15 protein-coding genes and 2 pseudogenes are annotated in these 20,982 nt (G+C 71.3%); 9 read left to right on the top strand and 8 right to left on the bottom strand.

All coding sequences use genetic code 11. From position 1 onward, the window contains the following. The first annotated feature begins 265 nt into the window (after positions 1-265). Complete coding sequence (locus IPK37_16020; protein ID QQS00355.1) at positions 266-844, top strand: Uma2 family endonuclease; 579 nt, start codon at positions 266-268, stop codon at positions 842-844. A gap of 31 nt (positions 845-875) precedes the next feature. On the opposite strand, the gene IPK37_16015 is transcribed toward IPK37_16020, so the two are convergent. Then, positions 876-2,072, bottom strand: a complete 1,197-nt coding sequence (locus tag IPK37_16015) for a DUF445 domain-containing protein (GenBank protein ID QQS02943.1) — start codon at positions 2,070-2,072, stop codon at positions 876-878. A gap of 271 nt (positions 2,073-2,343) precedes the next feature. Between IPK37_16015 and IPK37_16010 the strand changes: the two genes are divergently transcribed. Beyond that, positions 2,344-3,522, top strand: a complete 1,179-nt coding sequence (locus IPK37_16010) for a hypothetical protein (protein ID QQS00354.1) — start codon at positions 2,344-2,346, stop codon at positions 3,520-3,522. Positions 3,523-3,603: 81 nt separating this feature from the next. On the opposite strand, the gene IPK37_16005 is transcribed toward IPK37_16010, so the two are convergent. Then, the gene (locus IPK37_16005; GenBank protein ID QQS00353.1) at positions 3,604-4,314 is read right to left on the bottom strand and encodes a hypothetical protein; all 711 of its coding nucleotides are present in this window, start codon (positions 4,312-4,314) and stop codon (positions 3,604-3,606) included. Between the two features lie 269 nt (positions 4,315-4,583). Here IPK37_16005 and IPK37_16000 point away from each other — a divergent pair. From IPK37_16000 to IPK37_15980, 5 genes and pseudogenes are all read left to right on the top strand, one after another. Next, a pseudogene (locus tag IPK37_16000) lies at positions 4,584-5,753 on the top strand (extracellular solute-binding protein). 26 nt (positions 5,754-5,779) lie between these two features. Continuing rightward, positions 5,780-6,742: an ABC transporter permease subunit gene (locus IPK37_15995; GenBank protein ID QQS02942.1), complete on the top strand. Its 963-nt coding sequence runs from the start codon at positions 5,780-5,782 to the stop codon at positions 6,740-6,742. Next, positions 6,739-7,605, top strand: a pseudogene (locus IPK37_15990) (ABC transporter permease subunit). Before IPK37_15995 ends, IPK37_15990 begins: the two are co-directional and overlap by 4 nt. Positions 7,606-7,611: 6 nt before the next feature. Beyond that, positions 7,612-8,742: an ABC transporter ATP-binding protein gene (locus IPK37_15985; GenBank protein ID QQS00352.1), complete on the top strand. Its 1,131-nt coding sequence runs from the start codon at positions 7,612-7,614 to the stop codon at positions 8,740-8,742. Then, positions 8,735-10,411 carry an inositol monophosphatase gene (locus tag IPK37_15980; protein ID QQS00351.1) on the top strand — a complete coding sequence of 559 codons (1,677 nt, stop codon included), beginning with the start codon at positions 8,735-8,737 and terminating at the stop codon, positions 10,409-10,411. The genes IPK37_15985 and IPK37_15980 overlap by 8 nt, the downstream gene beginning before the upstream one ends. Before the next feature lie 26 nt (positions 10,412-10,437). Here the strand turns inward: IPK37_15980 and IPK37_15975 are convergent, their stop codons facing one another. Continuing rightward, entirely contained in the window at positions 10,438-12,114 is a 1,677-nt protein-coding gene (locus tag IPK37_15975) for an NAD(P)/FAD-dependent oxidoreductase (protein ID QQS00350.1), read from the bottom strand. 108 nt (positions 12,115-12,222) lie between these two features. On the opposite strand from IPK37_15975, the gene IPK37_15970 reads away from it, so the two are divergent. Further along, the gene (locus IPK37_15970; GenBank protein ID QQS00349.1) at positions 12,223-12,894 is read left to right on the top strand and encodes a TetR/AcrR family transcriptional regulator; all 672 of its coding nucleotides are present in this window, start codon (positions 12,223-12,225) and stop codon (positions 12,892-12,894) included. Between the two features lie 11 nt (positions 12,895-12,905). On the opposite strand, the gene IPK37_15965 is transcribed toward IPK37_15970, so the two are convergent. The 4 genes from IPK37_15965 to IPK37_15950 form a co-directional block, all read right to left on the bottom strand. Then, positions 12,906-13,334, bottom strand: a complete 429-nt coding sequence (locus tag IPK37_15965) for a DUF2237 domain-containing protein (protein QQS00348.1) — start codon at positions 13,332-13,334, stop codon at positions 12,906-12,908. 159 nt (positions 13,335-13,493) lie between these two features. Beyond that, positions 13,494-14,726: a 4-hydroxyphenylpyruvate dioxygenase gene (gene hppD, locus IPK37_15960; protein ID QQS00347.1), complete on the bottom strand. Its 1,233-nt coding sequence runs from the start codon at positions 14,724-14,726 to the stop codon at positions 13,494-13,496. Between the two features lie 132 nt (positions 14,727-14,858). Further along, positions 14,859-15,335, bottom strand: a complete 477-nt coding sequence (locus IPK37_15955; GenBank protein ID QQS00346.1) for a hypothetical protein — start codon at positions 15,333-15,335, stop codon at positions 14,859-14,861. A 147-nt stretch (positions 15,336-15,482) separates the two neighbouring features. After that, positions 15,483-17,144 carry an FAD-binding dehydrogenase gene (locus IPK37_15950; GenBank protein ID QQS00345.1) on the bottom strand — a complete coding sequence of 554 codons (1,662 nt, stop codon included), beginning with the start codon at positions 17,142-17,144 and terminating at the stop codon, positions 15,483-15,485. Between the two features lie 177 nt (positions 17,145-17,321). Between IPK37_15950 and IPK37_15945 the strand changes: the two genes are divergently transcribed. Continuing rightward, on the top strand, positions 17,322-17,714 hold the full coding sequence (locus tag IPK37_15945; GenBank protein QQS00344.1) for a hypothetical protein: 393 nt from the start codon (positions 17,322-17,324) through the stop codon (positions 17,712-17,714). A 291-nt stretch (positions 17,715-18,005) separates the two neighbouring features. Here IPK37_15945 and IPK37_15940 read toward each other — a convergent pair whose 3' ends face one another. Further along, positions 18,006-20,894 carry a vitamin B12-dependent ribonucleotide reductase gene (locus tag IPK37_15940; GenBank protein QQS00343.1) on the bottom strand — a complete coding sequence of 963 codons (2,889 nt, stop codon included), beginning with the start codon at positions 20,892-20,894 and terminating at the stop codon, positions 18,006-18,008. Between the last annotated feature and the right edge of the window lie 88 nt (positions 20,895-20,982).

The raw sequence follows: 20,982 nt of genomic DNA, 5'->3' as shown, positions 1-20,982 counted from the left end.
GCGTCGGCCGCCGAACTCCCGTCACCATGGTGATGGGCGCGAGTCCCCTCACCGCCGCCATGGTGATGCTGGGTGACGCCCTTCACCCCTCGCCGTCCTCGGACCTCGTCTGACAAGCGCAGCGCCGTGTCCACACCCCCTGCGGGCATGGCCGTTATCCACACCGGAACCGCATCGAGCGGCCACTGAGCCGCGGCGGGCCTAGCGTCTCGCGCAGTCGCCCCGGATACTCGACCGCATGGGCCGGATGGAAAGGAGTGCCGCCATGAGCATCGCCACCGCACCGCTGCGGGAGCTGACGCTGGCCGAGTGGCTCGACGGGCCGCCGGCTCCCGAGGGGTACCGCGATGAGCTCGTCCGCGGCCACCGCATCATGTCCCCCACCGAATTCGTCGCCAACAGCATCGCGGAGGGTCGCCTCATCGCCCACCTGTCGCGGCATCTTGCGCACCGCTGGCTGGCTGTCCCGCAGCCCGGCCTGCTCATCGGCGGCGATCCTGCCGCTACGATGCGCATCCCCGATCTCGCGGTGATTCCCGCCCAGCCATCCGCCGGCGGCCGGTACGTCGACGCTCGTGAGGTGCCGCTCGCCGTGGAGGTGGTCTCGGCGTCGTCGGTAGAGACGGACTGGGTCACCAAACGCGCCGAGTACGCCGCCGCCGGCATCCCGAACTACCTCATCGTCGACGTCCGCGAAGACCCGGTGGTCTATCTCTTCGACACCCTGCTGCCCGCCACCGACGACCAACCCCGCCGCTACGCCGACCCCACCGGCGACGGCCACACCGTCACCCTGACCATCGACGGCCAGCCCATCACGATCACCGCCGCCGACCTCGTCTGACCGCCAGGACGCCGGCCCGGGCCGCACCCGGTCAGTGCCCCACGAACTGGGCGAAAGTGTAGATCAACAGCCCCGCCAGGCCGCCCACTACGGTGCCGTTGATCCGGATGAACTGCAGGTCCCGGCCCACGTGCAGCTCGATCTTCTCCGCGGCCTCCTTGCCGTCCCAGCGGGCGATGACCTGGGAGATGATCGGCGCCAGCTCCTGGCCGTAGCTGTCCACGAGGAAAGCGACGGCGTCGCCCGCGCGGGCGTCGACGCTGGCCCGCAGCTCGGGCTCGCTGACCAGCCGCTCCCCCAGCCGGCGCAGCTCCTTGGCGATGCGGTCGCGCAGCAGGCTGTGCGGGTCCTCCAGCGCGCGCTGCATCCCGGCCCGGAGCACGTCCCAGATGGCCAGGGCCGCGTCCGCGGTCTGCGGGTGGGTGATGAGGCGCTCCTTGAGCGCCTCGAAGCGGGCCATCGTCGCGGGGTCCTCCTGCAGGTCCCGACCCAGGTCGGTGAGCAGGTCGTCGACCGCGCGGCGTACCCGGTGGTCCCGGTTGTCCCGCACGTCGCGCACCCAGTTGACCGCCTCGGTGTGCAACCGGTCCGCCACCATGTCGTTCACCCACGCGGGCGCCCACGTCGGCGCGCGATCGTCCACGATCTGCATGAACGTGCGCGGGTTCTCCAGCAGCCAGGCGTGCGCCTCGATGATGAGGATGTCGACGAGCGAATGGTGCACGCCGTCGCGCACGACCTCCTCGAGCAGCGCCCCCGCGACCGGGCTCAGGGGCTCCGCCACGATGCGCGGCACGAGCGAGTGCTCGACCAGGCCCCGGATGTCGTCCGGGGCGACGTGCGTCAACGCGCGCCCGAGCACCACCGCGGACTCGTCGGCCAGCCGCCGCGCGTGCCGCTCGTCGTCCAACCAGACGCCCACCCGGCGGGTGACGTCCGAGGCGAGGAACCGCTCGCGAGCCGCCTCGCCGGTGAGGAAGTTGCCCGTGACGAAGTCCTCCAGGCCCTTGGCGAAGGTGTCCTTCTTCTTGGGAACCAGGGCGGTGTGCGGGATGGGAATGCCCATCGGGTGCCGGAACAGCGCGGTCACCGCGAACCAGTCGGCGAGGGCGCCGACCATGCCGGCCTCGGCAAACGCATTGACATAACCCAAGACCCCGTCGCGATGCAGCGTCGCCACGAAGATCAGCGCCATCACCACGAGCATGCCCGTGGCGATGCGGCGCATCCGGTGGAAGGCCCGGCGGCGTTCGTCGTCGGCCGCGCTCAGCGCGATGGTGCCCGGGGAGGTGGTGGCGCTCGGCGGTGCGAGGCCCGGATCGGATGCGGTGGCGGAAGGAGCCATGTCGGCATTCTCGCAATCCTCGTGCGATCCTGCGCGTGTGCGTTCCCCGTCTCTGCGACTGCTCGCTAAAGCGTTCTCCGCCAAGCGATTCCGTGGTCAAGGTTCGCGGCGACTGCGCCGTCGGTCGACGCCCGCGCTGCTGAGCGTCGCCCGATTGACCAGTGCCGCGGTGCTGGCCTACCTGCTGGCGATCGCGATCACCCCGGGCTCCACCGACCTGACCGGGCCGCTGACGGCCCTGCTCGTGGTGCAGACCAGCCTCTACGCCACGCTGCGGATGGGCGCCTTCCGGATCCTCGCCGTCCTCACCGGGGTCTTCGTGGCGATCGCCGTCTCGACGTGGGTGGGCCTGTCCTGGTGGAGCCTGGGGCTCGTCATCTCGGCCTCCCTGCTGATCGGCCACGTCCTGCGCCTCGGCGACAACCTCCTGGAGGCGCCGATCAGCGCGATGCTCATCCTCGGCGTCTACTCCCACGACATCGCCGCGGAGACGCGCGTGCTCAACACGCTGATCGGGGCGGGTGTCGGGGTGGCCTTCTCCATCGTCCTGCCCCCCTCGGTCGCCCCGTCCAGCGCGGAGGAGGCCGTGCTGGAGGTCGCGGAGGAAACCGCGGACGTCGTACGCCGTGCGGGCGGCGAGATGACCGACCGGCTGGACCGGCGCCGCGTGTCGTCCTGGCTGCACGAGACACACGCGCTGCTGCCCCTGCTGGAGCGGGCGGACGAGGCGCTCGCGCAGGTCGAGGAGAATCGCCGGCTCAATCCCCGGTCGCTGGGCAGCGCGGACGTCGTACCGGTCCTGCGCTCGGGGCTCACCGCGCTGGACTCGACGATCCTGTCGCTGCGGGCCATGTTCCAGTCGCTGGAGGACGAGATCCCGGTCACGACCGGCCATCCCTCCGCGCGCAACGTCGGCTACGACGAGGAGCTGCGGCTCGCGTTCTCCGTGGTGCTCACGGACATGGGCGACGCGATCGAGGCGTTCGGGACGCTGGTGGTGGCCGAGGCCGAGAACCGTACGTCGGAGGCCGAGGAGGCCCTGGCCGAGACGCTGGAGATCCTGCGGGAGACCCGGGCCATCCTCACCGACCTGTACTTCGTCGACGGCCGCGAGAACCCCGCCGCCTGGCTGCTGCGCGGCTCGGTGCTCGCCGGGGTCGAGGGCGTGCTGCGGCATCTGGACGTCGAGGAGCGGGCCCGCGAGCGCGCCCGCCGTACGGACGCCTCCCGCAAGCCGCGCGGACCCGGACTGCCGCTGGTCGGCGGGATGCTGGGACGTGAGGACCGCGCCCGGGCGCCGCTGTGGCCGGAGACGCAGGACCCGCCCGCGTGAGCGGGGCCGCACCCGCCGGGACCTGCCACCGGCCCCCCCAGTGGCAACCCGCCAGCGGGAGCCCGCCAGACCAGCCCAGACTTAGAAGCGGTGCGGCGCGTGCATCCAGACGGCCACGTCGAGGTGCCGCAGCAGGGCGCCCACCTCGCCGACGTCGGCGCCGGGGGCCGCGGCCACCCGCTCCACCAGCCGGGTGAGCTGCTCGCGGACGTCGTCGTGCCCCATCACCCACGCGAACACCTGCCAGTCCACCTGATAGCGCGACGGCCACAGCCGCAGGTAGCGGCACACGACCTCGTCGCGCACCGGGAACAGGTTCGGTCGCTTGCGGGCGCAGAGCTTGGCGGCGGTGGCCCAGTTGACCTCATACCGCTCGCGCGTCGGCGGCACCAGCGCGCGCAGGAATTCGTAGAGCTCGGCCATGTTCGCGAGCACCTCCGGCGTGACCTCCCAGAGGCAGGCGTCGGGCGGCAGGCGGTCGGCGGCGAGCAGCTCGTGCAGCCGGTCGCGGGTGGGGCCAGGCTGCAGCAGGGCCCGCACGGTGCGCGGCGGGATCTTGACGTCGAGGAGGGTGACCGCGAGCAGGTCGCGCTCGTCGACGGCCTCGGGATCCGACTCGCCGTGCCCCCCGAAGGTGGCGCCGGCGAAGTTGGCATCCGGGGTGTAGTAGCGGGCGAGCCGCTCCGGGGTGCGGGTGTCCCGCAGCGCCGTCCACACCCGGTCGAGGGCGGGCTCCAGGTAGAGATCGGCGTTGCGCCAGCCCGCGGGGACCGGCAGACGTTCGTTCGCCATGCCACCACCTTTGTCACGCCATTGTCAGGACGATCCCGACGTCGCCCGCCTGGAGCAGCATAACGAGGGCGGCTTCCCACGCCGAGGGCCTGCGCGGGCCGCCCGCGTCACATCAGGCGCCGTCGGCTCGCCCGGGCTAGCCCCGGCAAAGGGCAGGTAACGCGGCGGCCACGCGCGGGTGATCAGCGGGTAAGCACTGTGAAGTGCCTCTCCTGCGCCGTACGGTGGGTGCAGCACCACCCCCCGAGCCCTTTCACCGGAGGTCACCCATGAGCAGGAAGTCCCTCGCCGTCCTGGCCGTCTCGGCGCTCGCCGCGACGAGCCTCGCCGGATGCGCCCAGAAGAGCAACGACTCCGGCGGCGGCAGCGGCGCGTCCGGCTCCGGCTCGTCGGGCGGTGGCGAGGTGCGCGTCTACATCGGCGCCGACACCAACATCAAGGACCTGTGGGAGAAGAGCGTCAAGCCGGGCTTCGAGAAGGCCAACCCCGGCACCACGCTCAAGATCGACTTCGACCTGCACGAGGAGTAGGGCACCCAGAGCCTCGCGAAGCTCACCGCCGCCGAGAAGGGCGGCCAGGACGCGGGCTGGGACGTCATGGACGGCGGCATCGTCTTGCAGGCCGCCGAGGCCGGCGTCCTGGAGCAGGTGAGCAAGGACAAGGTCAAGGGCTTGGCCGACGTGCCCGAGGACACGATCAAGGCCGGCGGCAAGGGCGGCATCCCCTACCGCGGCTCGTCGGTGCTGCTGGCCTACAACGCCAAGACAGTGGCCACGCCGCCGGCGACGTTCGACGAGCTGATGACGTGGATCAAGGCGAACCCGGGCAAGTTCACCTACAACTCCCCGAAGTCGGGCGGCTCCGGCGGGGCGTTCGTCACCACGGTGCTGGACAAGTACCTGCCCGCGGACACGGCCAAGACCCTGCGCACGACGTACGACAAGAACCTGCTCACCCAGTGGAAGCCGGGCTGGGACGCGCTGCGCGCCCTCAACCCGTACGTCTACCAGAAGGGCGTCTACCCCACCGGCAACAAGGGCAGCATCGAACTGCTCGCGGGCGGCCAGATCGCGATGACCCCGGTGTGGTCGGACATGTTCATCTCCGGGCAGAAGTCCGGCACGATCCCCAAGGACATGAAGGCGACCCAGATCGCCAACCCGAGCTTCACCGGCGGCGCGAGCTACCTTGGCGTCCCCGCGCACGCCAAGAACAAGGACAACGCGATCAAGCTCGTGGACTACCTGCTCTCCCCCGAGGCGCAGAACATGATCGCCAAGGACATCGCCGGCTACCCGGTCATTCCGCTGGACAAGCTCCCGGCCGACACGCAGGCCACCTTCAAGGACGCCCACCCCGACCAGCTGCGGGCGGGCTACTTCGACAAGGTCAACGAGGATCGTGACCTCGCCTGGGACCAGGAGGTTCCGGGCAAGTGACGGACCAGGTCGTCGCCGCCGCCCCGGTGCCGGGGCGGCGGGGATGGCGAGGCTTCGGGACCGGGCCGGGGTCGGCGCGGCCGCGGCGGGCCGGCGGAGCACGCCGTACGTCGTGGCTCGGCTTCGTCCTCGCCCTCCCGCCGGTGGCGTTCATCGCGTTGTTCGCCGGGCTGCCGATCGCGCTCGCCTTCGCGTTCACGCTGGGGTACGGCGGGGGGCTGAACGAGATCACCGCCCTGATCGGCCAGGACGTCTACCTGGCTGACGGCCCGCCCGGCACCGTCGAGCCCTATCGCGTCGTCTTCGCCAACGGCAGGTTCCGCGAGGACCTGATCGTGACGATCCTCGTCACGGTGCTGTCGACGCTGATCGTTCTGGCCGTGGCCCTGGCCATCGCGCTCTTCCTGCGGCTGCGCGGCGGCAAGATCGCGAGCGCGCTCACGGTGCTGACGATCTTGCCCATGTTCATCCCCGTCGTCATCAGCGCTTACGCGATCCGCACCTTCTATTCGGACATCGGCTTCCTGCCGACCCTGTTCGCGCAGTTCGGGGCCACCGGACCGTCGTACAGCTATTCCGTGACCGGGCTGGTCATCGGCTCGGTGTGGACGAACCTGCCCTTCGCGGTGCTGATGATCAGCTCGGGCGTCGCGGCGGTGCCGGACTCGGTGATCGACGCGGCCCGCGACTCCGGGGCGGGGCTGGCGCGCACCACCCGGTCGGTGATCCTGCCGATGGCGATGGTGCCGATCGTTATTGCGACCACGTTCACGGCCATCGGGATCATCGGCTCGTTCACGATCCCCTACTTCATGGGCCGCAACAGCCAGAACATGCTCGGCGTCGACATCGCCAGCTACTTCATCGCCTTCAACCGGCCCCAGCAGGCCATCGTCATGGCGTTCGTCGTGTTCGCGCTGGCGTCGCTGATCGCCGCGACGTACGTCTGGGCGAACTTCCGCCAGGCCAGGGAGGCGGATCAGGTATGAGCCAGCCCACCGCATCGGCCACGTCGACCGCATCGCCGGCGGGGGGTGCCGGCCTGCGCCGCGGCCTGGTCGGCGCCGCCGCCACGCTCGTCGTCGCGCTGCTCGCGCTGTTCATCTTCGGACCGCTGGTGTGGCTGGCGGTCCGGGCGTTCGTGACGAGCTGGAGTTACCCGAACCTGGGCCCGGACGGCTGGACGCTGGACTGGTGGGGCAAGGTCTTCGCCGACGACCAGCTGTCCAACGCGGTCTACAACTCGTTCTCGTTCGCGCTGATGACGGTCGCCGCCTCGGCGGTGATCTGCCTGCCGGCGGCGTAGCCCTTCGGGCGCTACCAGTTCCCCGGCCGGCGGTTCTTCCTGGCGTCGCTGTTTGCGATGAACAGCTTCCCCAAGATGGGGCTGTTCGTGACGCTGGCCTCGCTGTTCTACACGCTGCGGCTCATGGAGACCCAGCTCGGCGTGGTGATCGTGCACGTCATGGGCACGGTGGTGTTCATGACGTGGATCCCCGCGGCGGCCTTTGCGGCGGTGCCGCGCTCGCTGGAGGAGGCGGCCCGCGACGCGGGCGCGTCGGCGCTGCGGGTGTTCTTCTCGATCACGCTGCCGCTGGCCCTGCCGAGCATCCTCGTGGCGGTGATCATGAGCTTCCTCGCCAGCTTCGACGAGGCTCAGGGGACCTACCTGGTGGGCGGCTCGACGTACCTGACCATGCCCACCCAGATGTACCGGCTGGTCGAGTACTACCCCCTCCAGATCGCCGCCGTCTTCTCGATCCTGCTGTCCATCCCCTCCGTCGTGCTCCTCGCCCTGGTCCGCAAGCAGATCATGGGCGGGCAGCTGGCCGAGGGCTTCCAGCTCCGATAGGCCCCGATGACCACCTCACCCGACGTGCCCGCCGCGCCCGGCGTACCCGCCACGCACGACGTACCCGCCCTGCGCCTCGACGGCATCCACAAGCGGCTGGGCGGCCGCGACATCGTCACCGACCTGCACCTGGACGTGGCTCGCGGGGAGCTCGTCACCCTGCTCGGCCCGTCCGGCTGCGGGAAGACGACGACGCTGCGGATGGTGGCGGGCTTCCTCAAGCCGGACCGCGGGCAGGTGCTCGTGGACGGCAGGGACGTCACGGCGCTCAACCCCGAGCGGCGGCCGAGCGCGATGGTGTTCCAGAGCTACGCGCTGTGGCCGCACATGACGGTCTTCAAGAACGTCGCCTTCCCGCTGAAGCTCGACAAGGTTCCCGGTCCGGAGCTGACCCGCCGGGTCGAGGCGGCGCTGGACATGGTGGGCCTCATGCACCACCGGGATTCCCGGCCCGCCCGCATCTCCGGCGGGGAGCAGCAGCGGGTGGCGCTCGCGCGGGCGTTGGTGCAGGAGCCGACGCTGCTGTTGCTCGACGAGCCGCTGTCCAACCTCGACGCCCAGCTGCGGGTCAAGGTCCGCGAGGAGATCCGCGAGATCCAGCAGCGGCTCGGGATCACGACGGTGCTGGTCACCCACGACCAGGAGGAGGCCCTGTCGATCTCCGACCGGGTGGCCGTGATGAAGGACGGGCGCATCGAGCAGCTGTCGCCGCCCGCGCAGCTGTATGCGGATCCGCGCAGCGAGTTCGTCGCCCGGTTCGTGGGCAGCCTCAACACGTTCCCAGGGCGGCTGGTCGAGCGCGCCGACGCGTTGACCGTGGCCGAGGAGGCCGGCGTGGTCACGGGGGTGCGCCCGGAGGACGTCGTCATCCTCGAGGGGATCAGCGACCAGGCGGCCCAGCTCGAGCGCGGCGCCGGGGGCCGCGCCGAGGGGGCCGGGGTGGCGCATCGGGCGCGGGTGGTGCGGGTGGTGCCGCACGGGCCGTACGCCGAGATCGTGTTGGACCTGGCCGGACACCGGCTGTCGGCGTTCCGGTCGGGGACGCTGCCCGCCGAGGGCTCGGAGGTGTCGGTGCGGCTGCGGCGGCCGATGGTGTTCGTGGACGGCGTCCGCGAGGACGGTCCGGCGGGTGACTGACACGCCGTACGTCGTGTCCGGCGCATCGCCGGTCCCGCCGCGCACGCCGTACGTCGTGGCGCACCGGGGCGATTCGCTGCGGTACCGAGAGAACACCCTGGCCGCCGTCCGTTCCTGCCTCGACCTCGGCGTCGACCGGGTGGAGATCGACGTCGTCACCACGGCCGACGGCGTCAGCGTCGTCAACCACGACCAGACGCTGCTGCGGCTGTGGGGCGTGCCGCAGCGGGTGCGGGAGCTGAGCTGGACGGAGGTGGCCGAGGTCGGGTACGCCGACGTCCGCATCCCCCGCCTCATCGACGTGGCCGAGGTCTTGGCCTGCACGGGGGTGACCTTGCTGGTGGACGCCACGAACGCGCACGATGCGGCCGCCGCGTGGCGCGCCCTGGCCGCGTGGCGGGACGGGGGCGCCGGACGGGAGTCTGCGGCCGGACGGGAGTCTGCGGCCGGGCGGGAGTCTGCGGCCGGGCGGGAGTCTGCGGCCGGGGCGCTGGAGGTGCACTGGTGCGGGGCGCCGTCGGCCACCGGGGCGGTCCGGGCGCTCGACCCCTCGGCCATCCTCCACCTGGAGTCGACGACGGGCCTGGCCGATCCCGATCTGATGACCGCGCAGCGCCCGACGTACCTCAACCTCGAGCGCACCCTCCTGTCCCCCTCCGTCGTCGCCGCCGCCCACGCGGCCGGGCTGCGCGTGGCGGCCTGGACCATCGACGACCCGGCCGCGATGGCTGCGATGGTGGCGCTCGGCGCGGACGCGATCACCACGAACCGGCCCGGCCTGCTGCGGCGGCTGCTCGACGACGGGAGCCTCGCGACGGCCGCCGGACGGTGGCTCGGCGATGGCGCGTCAGGTGCCCGTGCCGCGTCGCCCGGCGAGCTTCCCGAGGCCGAGCTGGCTCGTGCGGCGGTGGTCGCGGGCGAGTTGGCGTCCTGGGCCCGGGGCTACCTGCGGGAGAGCCGACCCGGCGCGGTGGCCACGAAGGCGCACGCGGCGGACCTGGTCACGGACGTGGACCGGGCGGTGGAGCGGCACGTCCGGGAGGTGCTCGCCGCCGAGTTCCCGGCGCACGTCGTCGTCGGGGAGGAGGAGGGCGGTACGGCGCGAGCGGGCGTGCCGTGCTGGTATCTGGACCCCGTCGACGGCACCACCAACTACGCACACGGGCTCGGGTGGAGTTCGTTCTCGCTGGCGCTGGCCCTCGATGAGACGCCGCTGGTGGGCGTGGTGGCCGACCCCTGGCGCGGTGAGGTCTGGTCGGCCCGGGCCGCGACGCTGGACGGCGTACCGTTGAGACTCGACGACGCGCCGCCCGAGCAGGGGACCGCGCTGGCGGGCACCCTGGTGCTCACGGAGTGGGCGGCACACGTCCCGTTCCCCGGGCAGCCGGAGCTGCTCGCCGACCTCGCGGCCCAGCACGTGACGACGCGGGTCCTGGGCTCGGGCACGCTGTCGACCGTGTCGGTGGGCGCCGGGCGGGCGGCCGGCTGCGTCATCGGCGACTTCCACCCGGAGGATCACCTGGCGGCGACGCTGATCGCGCGCGAGGCCGGCGCCCGCTGCCTCGACGCGGACGGCCGGGAGACCGCCTGGCCGCGTGGGGCGTTCCTCGTCGCGGCCCCGGCATACGCCGAGGCGTTGGGCGATTTGCTCACCCGCCGCTGCCGCTGACGCGGCACCATGGTGATGGGCGGAGGTCACAGCTGTGCCGGGACCGCTTCCTGTCGCTCTTGCTTGGCGTCATCCTGCGGCGTGCCCGGCGCCGTCCCGGGCTGCGGCCGGTCACCCCCACCCTTGGCCGCCCTCGCCATGATCTTCGGGATGCCCGTGGGGCCGAGGACGGCACCCGCGGCGAAGACGCCGCCCATCAGGGCGCCCATGATGCCGAGCGAACACGCGTCGGCACCGGCCAGGTACAGCCCCGGGACGGGAAGGTCGGCCGGCGTCAACCGCGCCCGCAGCCGCTCCGGCGTACCGGCGAGCTGCGCGAATCCGCCCGACGGCAGCCCCGTGAACGTCTGCACGGTGGCCGGCGTGGACACCTCGAGGTAGTCGACCAGCTCCCGGAACCCCGGGTAGCGGTCCTCCACCACGGCCAGCATGGCGTCGGCGACGCGAGCCTTGACGGCCTCGTACTCGCTCCCCCGCTTCATCCACGCCGTTCCCGCCCACGCCGCGAAGCACGCCGGGTCCACGGAGGTGATGAGCTCCGCCGTGTGCCGCTCCGCCTGGGGGTCCTTCAGCGAGGGCAACGACAGGTACGTCATCGGGACCGCGCCGGTCACCGCGCCCCGCCCGTCGCCGTAGCTCGCGTCGTGGTCCCACCCGCCGAAGAACCAGTGGTTCTCGCCGTGCAATCCCCGGGTCTCCGGGGACTGACGCAGCCCCAGGTAGGCGACCACATTGGCGGTCCCGGACCCCGCGTCACGGGCGGCGTCCAGGAGCCGGGCCACCGCCGGTTCCGGTCGAGGGCCCGGCGGCAGCAACCGGCCCAAGGTGGTGCCGAGCCCGGCGTCGGAGATGACGACGGGCGCGTGGATCTCTAGCTCCCGGCCGCCGCGCCCGCGCTTGGCGTGCGCCGCGACGCCGTACGCGCGGCCCGTCTCGTCCCGCAGGATGGAGCGGACCTCGTGGCTGGCCCGGCAGCTGCCACCCGCCGCCTCGATGCGCGCCACCATCGCGGCGGTCATCGCGGTGGAGCCGCCGACCGGGTACCAGCCCCCGCGCAGGTAGTGGGTCACGATCATCGCGTGCATCCCGAACGATCCGCGCGCGGGCGGCAACGCGTAGTCGCCCCACTGCGAGGCCAGGATCGCGCGCAGGCGCGGGTCGGCGCAGCGCATGGCCAGGTAGTCCCGGGTGGTCATGAGCGCCAGGCGGCGGCCCGGCCGGTTGAGGTGCCAGGCGGCCGCGCGCAGCGGCGCGGGGAGGTTGAGGGCGACGTACTCCCGGGTCATCCAGTTCGTGACGACGCGCAGGTCGCGACGGTACGCCGCAAGGGCCGTGCGTTCGCCCGGGAAGCGCTCGCCCAGCCGCGCGAACCACGCGTCCGGATCTGCCGGCTGGGCGATGTCCAGGCCCGGGTAGTGGAAGACGTCGAATTCCGGCGGCATCGGCGCCCAGTCGACGTTCCCGCCCGTGGCCAGGTCCATGAGGCGGCGCCCCTGCTCGCCGGGCCCCATCTGGCCCACGTAGTGCAGCCCCACATCCCAGTGGTAGCCGCGGCGCGTGAAGGCGTGGTTGAAGCCGCCGAGCTCGAAGTGTCGCTCCAGGACGCACACCCGCTTCCCCGCGAGCTGGGCCAGCAACGAGCCCGCGACCAGGCCCCCCACGCCCGAACCGATGATGACGACGTCGTAGCGCTCGATGTCCATGACGCTCCCCTTCGCTGACGCATCTAGACATTGCCTAGTTGACGCCCCGACCGTAGCGCGCGATCCTGACACCGTCAAGATCGCGCGCGAAGCAGGAGGTCACGGGACGTGGTCGCGGAGCAGGGAACGACGCCGGTACGGCGTGGCGGGTACCACCACGGGAACCTCCGCCGGGCCCTGCTCGACGCCGGCTGGGACCTGGTCGCCGAGGACGGACCCGACGCCCTGACCCTTCGCGCCGTCGCCCGTCGGGCCGGCGTCAGCCACGGCGCGCCGGCGCATCACTTCCCGGACAAGGCGGCCCTCGTAGAGGCGATGGCGGTGGAGGGTTGGGACCGGTTCGCCGAGGCGTTGGCGCAGGCCTGGGCCGGGACCGACGGCACGCCCCGGGACGGCCGACTGGCGGCGGTCGGGGCCGCGTACGTGCGGTTCGCCGCGGCCCACCCGCACGCCTTTCGCCTGATGAACCGCCCGGAGCTGCGCTCCGACACCGGGGGCGTCGTCGCGTCAGCGGCCCGGCGCTGCCGGGACGTGCTGACGACCGCGATCCTCGCCTGCCAGGACGACGGCATGATCCCGGCGGGCGACCCAGCCCCGTGGGCGATGCTGTGCTGGAGCGGGGTACACGGGCTGGCCATGCTGGCCATCGATGGGCTGATCGAGCTGCTCCCCGGTGGCGAGCGCGGGCTCGAGGCGACCACGGCGGTCGTGCTGGAGGCCATGGGGCACGGCCTGATGGTCCGGGCGACGCCCAGTGATCCGTCGGGCACTCTCTCCTGACTAGGCGCCGCTCAGACGGTCGGCGACGGCCCGTCCGGGGAGTCGGCCGGGCCGAGCAGGCTGCTGAGGTCGTTCGGCGCGTCCACGGCGTGTTCCATCAACCATTCGGCCGGGATCACCTGCAGCGCCAAAGCATTCGTGGCGCGCAGCCGCACGGGCGGGGCGCACCCGGCCTCGTACGCCTCGCGCCACCGGATCGCCACCACGCACCACGCGTCGCCCGGCCGCAGGCCCGGAAACGCCATCTCGGGGCGGGGCGTGATGAGGTCGTTGCCGTGCTGCCGCTGGTGTTCCAGGAACTCCTTGGTGACGACGGCGCACACCGTGTGGCCGCCGAAATCGCGCGGGCCACTAGTGCATTGACCGTCGCGGTAGAAGCCCGTCACCGGGTCCACGCCGCACAGTTCCAAGTCGTCCCCGAAGACGTTGCGCCCCGCCATGGCGCTGATCCTAGGGCGCCGCGGGGCACCCGACGTACCCCTTGTGCGCCCGCGGGCGGACCTGCTGCGGACGAGCGGCGCGTCACCCCGAGCCGAACGGCGAGTCACCCCCCGACGAGCGGCGAATCGGCCTCGGACGCTCGAGCCGACCTGCGGCGATCAGAGGTTCCCGCGCAGGTCTTGCTCCCGCTCCAGAGCCACGAAGAGGGCCTTGAAGTTGCCCTTGCCGAAGCCCAGGCTGCCGTGTCGCTCGATGAGCTCGAAGAACACCGTGGGCCGGTCGCCGAGGGGCTTGGTGAAGATCTGCAGCAGGTAGCCGTCCTCGTCGCGGTCGACGAGGATCTTGCGGCGGCGCAGCTCCTCGATCGGGACCCGGACGGCGCCGATGCGCGCGCGCAGCTCGGGGTCGTCGTAGTAGCTGTCCGGGGTGTCGAGGAACTCGACGCCCTCGGCGCGGAGCGCGTCGACGGTCGCGAGGATGTCGCCCGTGGCGAGGGCCAGGTGCTGGGCGCCGGGGCCGCGGTAGAACTCCAGGTATTCGTCGATCTGGCTCTTGCGCTTGCTGATCGCGGGCTCGTTGAGCGGGAACTTCACCCGGTGATTGCCATTGGCGACCACCTTGGACATCAGCGCCGAATATTCGGTGGCGATGTCGTCGCCGATGAACTCGGCCATGTTGTCGAAGCCCATGACGCGTTGGTAGAAGTCGACCCACGTGTCCATCTGGCCGAGTTCGACGTTGCCCACGATGTGATCCAGCGCCTGGAAGAGCCGCTTGGGCGCGCCGTCGCGCTTGGCGTGGCTGCTCGTGCGCACGACGTATCCGGGCAGGTAGGGGCCCGTATAGCGGCTGCGGTCGACGAGAGTGTGGCGGGTCTCGCCGTACGTCGCGATCGCGGCGAGCCGCACCGTGCCGTGCTCATCCGAGATGTCGTGCGGTTCGGCCAGGATCGTGGCGCCCTGCGCGCGGGCGTGCGCGACGCACTGGTCGACATCCGGCACGTCCAGGCTGATGTCGACGACGCCGTCGCCGTGCGCCGCCTGGTGTGCTACCAGGGGGCTGTCCGGGTCGACGGCGCCCTTGAGGACGAAGCGGATGGAGCCGGAGCGAAGCACGAACGCCTTGTGGTCGCGGTTGCCGTGCTCGGGTCCGGAGTACGCCTCCAGGGTCATGCCCCACGCGGACTGGTAGTAGTGTGCCGCCTGCGTGGCGTTGCCGACGACGAAGACGATGGCGTCCCAGCCGTTGACGGGGAACGGGTCGCTGGCCGGGTCGTGCTCGACAAGCCCGACGAGTTGGCCCAACTCGCCGGCGTCAAGGCAGGCCTCCCGCTCGAGGTCGGTGAGGCCCGCGACGGCGGCTGCGGAGTCGAGGTGCGTGGTCTCGGTCATGCCGCCAGGGTGACGCACGTCACGCGAGTGGGCAAATCACTCAACCAATGCCGCGCACGCTGCCCAACCTGATGGCTTATCCGACGGAATCAGCCGACATATTGCTCAGACGTGGGGAAGCCTCGTCGGCGGTCAGGCGGCGTGTCGCTCGGGCACGTGGACGGCCTCGACTCCGTCGCCGCTGACGAGGTAAACGCCCAGGAGCGGTACGTCGAGCGCCGCACAGGTCTTGCGGGCCTCGTCGGTCCAGCCGACCACCTCGGCGGTGAGCCGCGACCGCCGCGCGCCCACGGCGAACACCACCGATGCGCCGAATGTGGATGCGGCGTGCAGGAGGCCCTCCAGGGTGCGCGCCTTCTCCGCCGCGGAGAGCCTCCTCGGGACGTCGTCCACGAGGATGGGCTGCATCAGGCGTCCGCTGGGGTGACACAGGAGGGTGACCAGCGTCGACTCGTGCCGGTCGCGCTCGGGGGTTAAGAGATCGACGACGCCCGCCGCGATCTGCGGGTCGCTGAGCGCGCGGCGGGCCCAGTCCCGAGGGAGCGGAGGCGTCGGAGCGGTGCCGTGGGGCGCTGGGCTGGTGGGGGGCAGGGTGTGGGAGGGGTGCATGGGGCCATCCTGCCCACGTGAGCGCGTGCCTGGCGGCCGTCCTCCACAGGCGGGCGGGCCAGGCGGGGGTGTGGATAACACGCCGGCCCCGGCGGGTCTGGCGGCCACCGCCGAGCACCCACCCCCAGTGCCTGGGGCCGCGGGTCGTTACCGGGCCGCCTCGGCGACGGCGCGCCCCGCCGTACGGCCCGAGAAGAGGCAACCACCGAGGAACGTGCCCTCCAGGGCGTTGTACCCGTGCATTCCCCCGCCCCCGAATCCGGCCGCCTCGCCGGCGGCGTACAGCCCGGGCACCGGTTCGCCGGCCGCGTCGAGCACCCGGGCGGACAGGTCGGTCTGGAGCCCACCGAGGGTCTTGCGGGTGAGGATGTGCAGCCGGACGGCGATGAGGGGGCCGTGGGCCGGGTCGAGGAACCGGTGCGGCGGGGCAGTCCGGATGAGGCGGTCGCCGAGGAACTTGCGCGTGCCGCGGATCGCGTTGATCTGCACGTCTTTGCTGAACGGGTTGGCGAGCTCGGCATCTCGCGCCCGGAGCAGCCGCTCGAGGGCGTCGGGGTCGATGAGCGAGTTGCCGGTGACCGCGTTCATCTTGGCCGCGAGGGCGCGCGGGTCCGCGGCGGTCACGAAGTCCTCGCCGTGCTCCAGGAAGTCGTGCACCGGCCCCTGGCCCCCGCGGACCCGGTTGAGCAGCAGCCGCAGGTCACGTCCGGTGAGGTCGGGGTTCTGCTCGGATCCCGAGAGGGTGAACTCCTTCTCGATGACCGTCTGGGTCAGCACGAACCAGGAGTGTTCGTGGGTGCTGGCCGGGCCTGTGCGCAGGTGGCGCAGCGTGCCGAGGGTGTCGAAGCCGGGGAGGCAGGGGTGCGGCAGGCGCCGACCCTCGGCGTCGAGCCACAGCGACGAGGGGCCCGGCAGGATCCGGATGCCGTGGTTGGGCCAGATGGGGTTCCAGTTGCGGATGCCCTCGGTGTAGTGCCACATGCGGTCGCGGTTGGCGACGTGGCCGCCGGCGCGTTCGGCGATGCCGATCATGCGGCCGTCGACGTACGCCGGGACGCCGGCGACCATGCTGCTCGGCGGGCTGCCGAGGCGATCGGGCCAGGCGGCGCGGACGGCGTCGTGGTCGCCGCCGATCCCGCCGGAGGTGACGATGACGACCGGGGCCCGCAGCTCGCGCTCCCCCACCACGGTGCGGGTCGTCGCGTGTCCGCGGGGTTCGCCGGTGGGCTCGAGGACGGAGCAGCGTACGCCGGCGACGGCGCCGGACTCGATGAGGATGTCGTCGACGCGGTGTCGGAAGGCGAAGGCGACCCGGTCGTCTTGGGCGGCGCGGTACAGGCGTTGGGTGAAGACCTCGACAAGGCCGGGCCCGGTCCCCCAGGTGATGTGGAAGCGGGGCACCGAGTTGCCGTGTCCCTCCGCCCGGCCATCGCCGCGTTCGGCCCAGCCGACGACGGGGAACAGGCGGTGCCCCATCCCGCGCAGCCACGACCGCTTCTCGCCGGCCGCGAATTCGACGTAGGCCCTCGCCCATTCGCGGGCCCAGCGGTCCTCGTCGGGGCGGTCGAACTGGGCGCTGCCGAGCCAGTCGTGCCAGGCGAGCTCGACGCTGTCCTTGATGCCGAGCCGCCGCTGCTCGGGGCTGTTCACGAGGAACAGGCCGCCGAAGCTCCAGTACGCCTGGCCGCCCAGACTCTGCTCGCCCTCCTGGTCGAGGATGAGGACGCGACGTCCGGCATCGGCGATCTCGGCGGCGGCCGCGAGCCCGGCGAGGCCGGCTCCCACGACGATGGCGTCGGCGTCGGTCACGTGATCCTCCACGAAGGTCCTGGTGAGCACCCAGTTGGTCTGCTCTGCTGCTCGACGGTACGCCGAGCGGCTCCGCGCCACGCCGGTTTCGGCCGCGACACGGTGGGTAGGGGCCGCTCAGCCACGGCGAGCGTGGCGAGACCGCCACCAGAACCGTCACCCGACCGGAGGCCCGAGATGACCGGCAGCCCGATGTACGACCGCGACCAGCTGCAGCCCGAGGACACCCTGGTGCCGGAGCCGTCGGGGGACGTGCTGGACCGGGGGTATGAGCCTCCGGACTCCGTGCGGGGCCACGGCCTGGGCGCCTCGGTTGCGGAGCAAGCCGAGGGCGAGACGATCGAGCAGCGGCTGGCCCAGGAGGAGCCGGAGGACCCCGACCTGCCGGGCCAGCCCCTGGAGGATGCGCCCGCCGCGGCCGCGAGCGCTGATGCGCTGCTCGACGAGGCGCTCGTGGCCGACGAGGAGCCCGGACAGTCGGACGTCATGGCGGAGCGCGGCGGCGCCGTACTGGACGCGACGCCCGAGCAGGACGCCATTCACGTCATCGAGGCCGACGAGACCCCCTGATTGGCGGGATGCCCTCGGCGGAGCCCGACGTCGGGTCCGATGCGGACTATTCGGGTCTCCGACCGTGAGACACGCGTGTGGACCTCCCGCCTACCACCCATTACTCGCATCGGTTCGGCGTACGCCTCGGGCGCACCGTGCACCTGTTGTCGGGATCGGACGATTGTTGCACCACCCTGACGGTCCGGGCCACAACCTGCGGTTCGCGGCCCGGACCGAGCCGGCTACAGCCTCGTGCGCGCTCAGGGCGCGCACCAGCGCGCGGGCGTAGCGGCCTCGCGGCTTGGCTGATTAGCTGCAGCCGGAGGTGCTCCCGCAGCCCTCGCAGACGTAGCAGCTGCCGGCCGGGCGCATCTTGGTGCCACAGGTCATGCACATCGGCGCGTCGGCGGCCTTGCCCTGGAAGCGCTCCATGAGCTCGGCCGAGCTGTGCACCTCGGGGGCGGCCTCCTTGGCGGCGGCCGCACCGGACCCGGATTTCAGGTCGATGTGCCGGGCCTTCGCGGTCGCCTTCTCGTGCCGGGGCTTCTCGGCGGCGGACTGGGAGTAGTTCTCCAGCTCCTCCTCGATGTCCTCGTCGTCGGTGCCGGTGATCGGTGCGTAGGAACCCGTCTCCAGTTGCCGCGTGCGCTCCTCGGCGGTGTGGATGCCGAGGAACGAGCGGGTGTCGAAGTCGAGGTAGTCCAGCGCCAGGCGTCGGAACACGTAGTCCATGATCGACTGGGCCATCCGGATGTCCGGGTCGTCGGTGAGGCCGGCGGGCTCGAAGCGCAGGTTCGTGAACTTCTCGACGTAGGTCTCCAGCGGCACGCCGTACTGCAGGGCCACCGACACGGCCAGCGAGAAGGCGTCCATCAGACCGGCGAGGGTGGAGCCCTGCTTGCCGAACTTGAGGAAGATCTCGCCGAGGCCGTCGTCGGGGTAGCTCGACGCGGTCAGATAGCCCTCCGCACCACCGACCGTGAAGGAGGTGGTCACCGAGCTACGGCGCTTAGGCAGGCGCTTGCGAACGGGCCGGTATTCGATGACCTTCTCGACCTTGACCTCCGCGGCCTCGTCCTTCTTGCCGGCCTTCGCGTCGGAGAGGGGCTGGCCGACCTTGCAGTTGTCGCGGTAGACGGCAAGCGCCTTGATGCCGAGCTTCCAGCCCTGGAGGTAGACGTCCTCGATGTCCTCGACGGTGGCGGTCTCGGGGAGGTTCACGGTCTTGCTGATCGCGCCGGAGAGGAACGGCTGACAGGCCGCCATCATCCGCACGTGACCCATGGGGGAGATGGCCCGCTCCCCCATGGCGCAGTCGAACACCTCGTAGTGCTCGGGCTTCAGCCCGGGCGCGTCGATGACGTGACCGTGGTCGGCGATGTATTCGACGATGGCCTCGATCTGCTCGGCCTGATAGCCGAGCTTGCGCAGCGCCCGCGGGATCGTAAGGTTGACGATCTGCATGGACCCGCCGCCGACCAGCTTCTTGAACTTGACCAGCGAGAAGTCCGGCTCGATGCCGGTGGTGTCGCAGTCCATCATGAAGCCGATGGTCCCGGTGGGAGCGAGCACGGAGGCCTGCGCGTTGCGGAAGCCGTGCTTGGCACCCAGGGTCACCACCTCGTCCCAGGCCCTGCTCGCCTCGCGGTGGATCGTGGCGTCCATATCGTCGAGGGCCCGGACGGTCTCGTTGGCGGCCTGGTGCTTGCGCATCACCCGCTGGTGGGCCTCCGCGTTGCGCGCATACCCGGCGTACGGTCCGACGATCTCCGCGAGGTGCGCCGAGCGACGGTAGGCGGCGCCGGTGAGCAGGCTGGTGATCGAGGCGGCGAGGCTGCGTCCGCCGTCGGAGTCGTAGCCGTGGCCGGTCGCCATGAGCAGCGCGCCGAGGTTGGCGTAGCCGATGCCGAGCTGGCGATAGTCGCGGGTCGTGACGCCGATCGACTCGGTCGGGAAGTCGGCGAAGCAGATCGAGATGTCCATCGCGGTGATGACGAGTTCGACGACCTTGGCGAAGGCCTCGGCGTCGAAGGTGTCGTCCTCGCGCAGGAACTTCAGCAGGTTCAGGCTCGCGAGGTTGCAGCTGGAGTTGTCCAGCGACATGTATTCCGAGCAGGGGTTGCTCGCGGTGATCCGACCCGTCTCCGGGTTGGTGTGCCACGAGTTGATGGTGTCGTCGTATTGGATGCCCGGGTCGGCGCACTCCCAGGCGGCCTTCGCGATCTTGTGGAACAGGTCGCGGGCGTCGACCTCGTTGATCAGCTCGCCGGTCTGCCGCGCGGTGAGGCCGAACGAGGAACCGTCCTCGACGGCGCGCATGAACTCGTCGGAGACGCGCACCGAGTTGTTCGCGTTTTGGTATTGCACCGACACGATGTCCTTGCCGCCGAGGTCCATGTCGAACCCGGCGTCGCGCAGGGCCCGGATCTTGTCCTCCTCGCGGGCCTTGGTCTCGACGAACTCCTCGATGTCGGGGTGGTCGACATCGAGGACGACCATCTTGGCCGCGCGCCGGGTGGCGCCGCCGGACTTGATGGTGCCCGCCGAGGCGTCGGCGCCGCGCATGAAGCTCACCGGGCCCGAGGCGGTGCCCCCGGAGGAGAGCAGTTCCTTGCTGGAGCGGATCCGCGAGAGGTTGAGTCCGGCGCCGGAGCCGCCCTTGAAGATGAAGCCCTCTTCCTTGTACCAATTCAGGATCGAGTCCATCGAGTCGTCGACCGAAAGGATGAAGCAGGCGCTGACCTGCTGCGGGCTCGGCGTGCCCACGTTGAACCACACCGGCGAGTTGAAGCTGAACACCTGGTGCAACAGCGCGTAGGTGAGCTCGTGCTCGAACAGCGTCGCGTCGTCCTCGGTGGCGAAGTAGCCGTGCTTCTTGCCCGCTGCGACGTACGTCAGGACCACCCGGTCGATGAGCGTCTTGAGCGAACCCTCGCGCTTGGGCGTGCCCAGGGCCCCGCGAAAGTATTTCGTGGTGACGATCGTGCTGGCGTTGATCGACCAGAAGTCCGGGAACTCGACGCCGTGCTGCTCGAAAATCGTCGCGCCGGTCTTCCAGTTGGTCTGAACGACGTCTCGTCGTTCCCAGGTCACCTCGTCGTAGGGGTGCACACCGGGGGTGCTGAAGATGCGCTCCACGCGCACGCCCTTGCCGGAGCCCTTCCTGGCTCCGGGGCGCGCGCCGGTCGTCTCCGTCATGCTGGTTCCTTCCGTCCGGTGTCGTACGTCGACAACTGTGGCGGCCGGGTCTGACAACCCTGACCTGGGATGATGGCGCGAGTGAGCC

The organism is Austwickia sp. (assembly GCA_016699675.1).
Taxonomy (GTDB): Bacteria; Actinomycetota; Actinomycetes; order Actinomycetales; family Dermatophilaceae; genus Austwickia.
The sequence above is the reverse complement of the archived record's forward strand: the minus strand, read 5'-3'. Positions and strand labels throughout refer to the sequence as shown.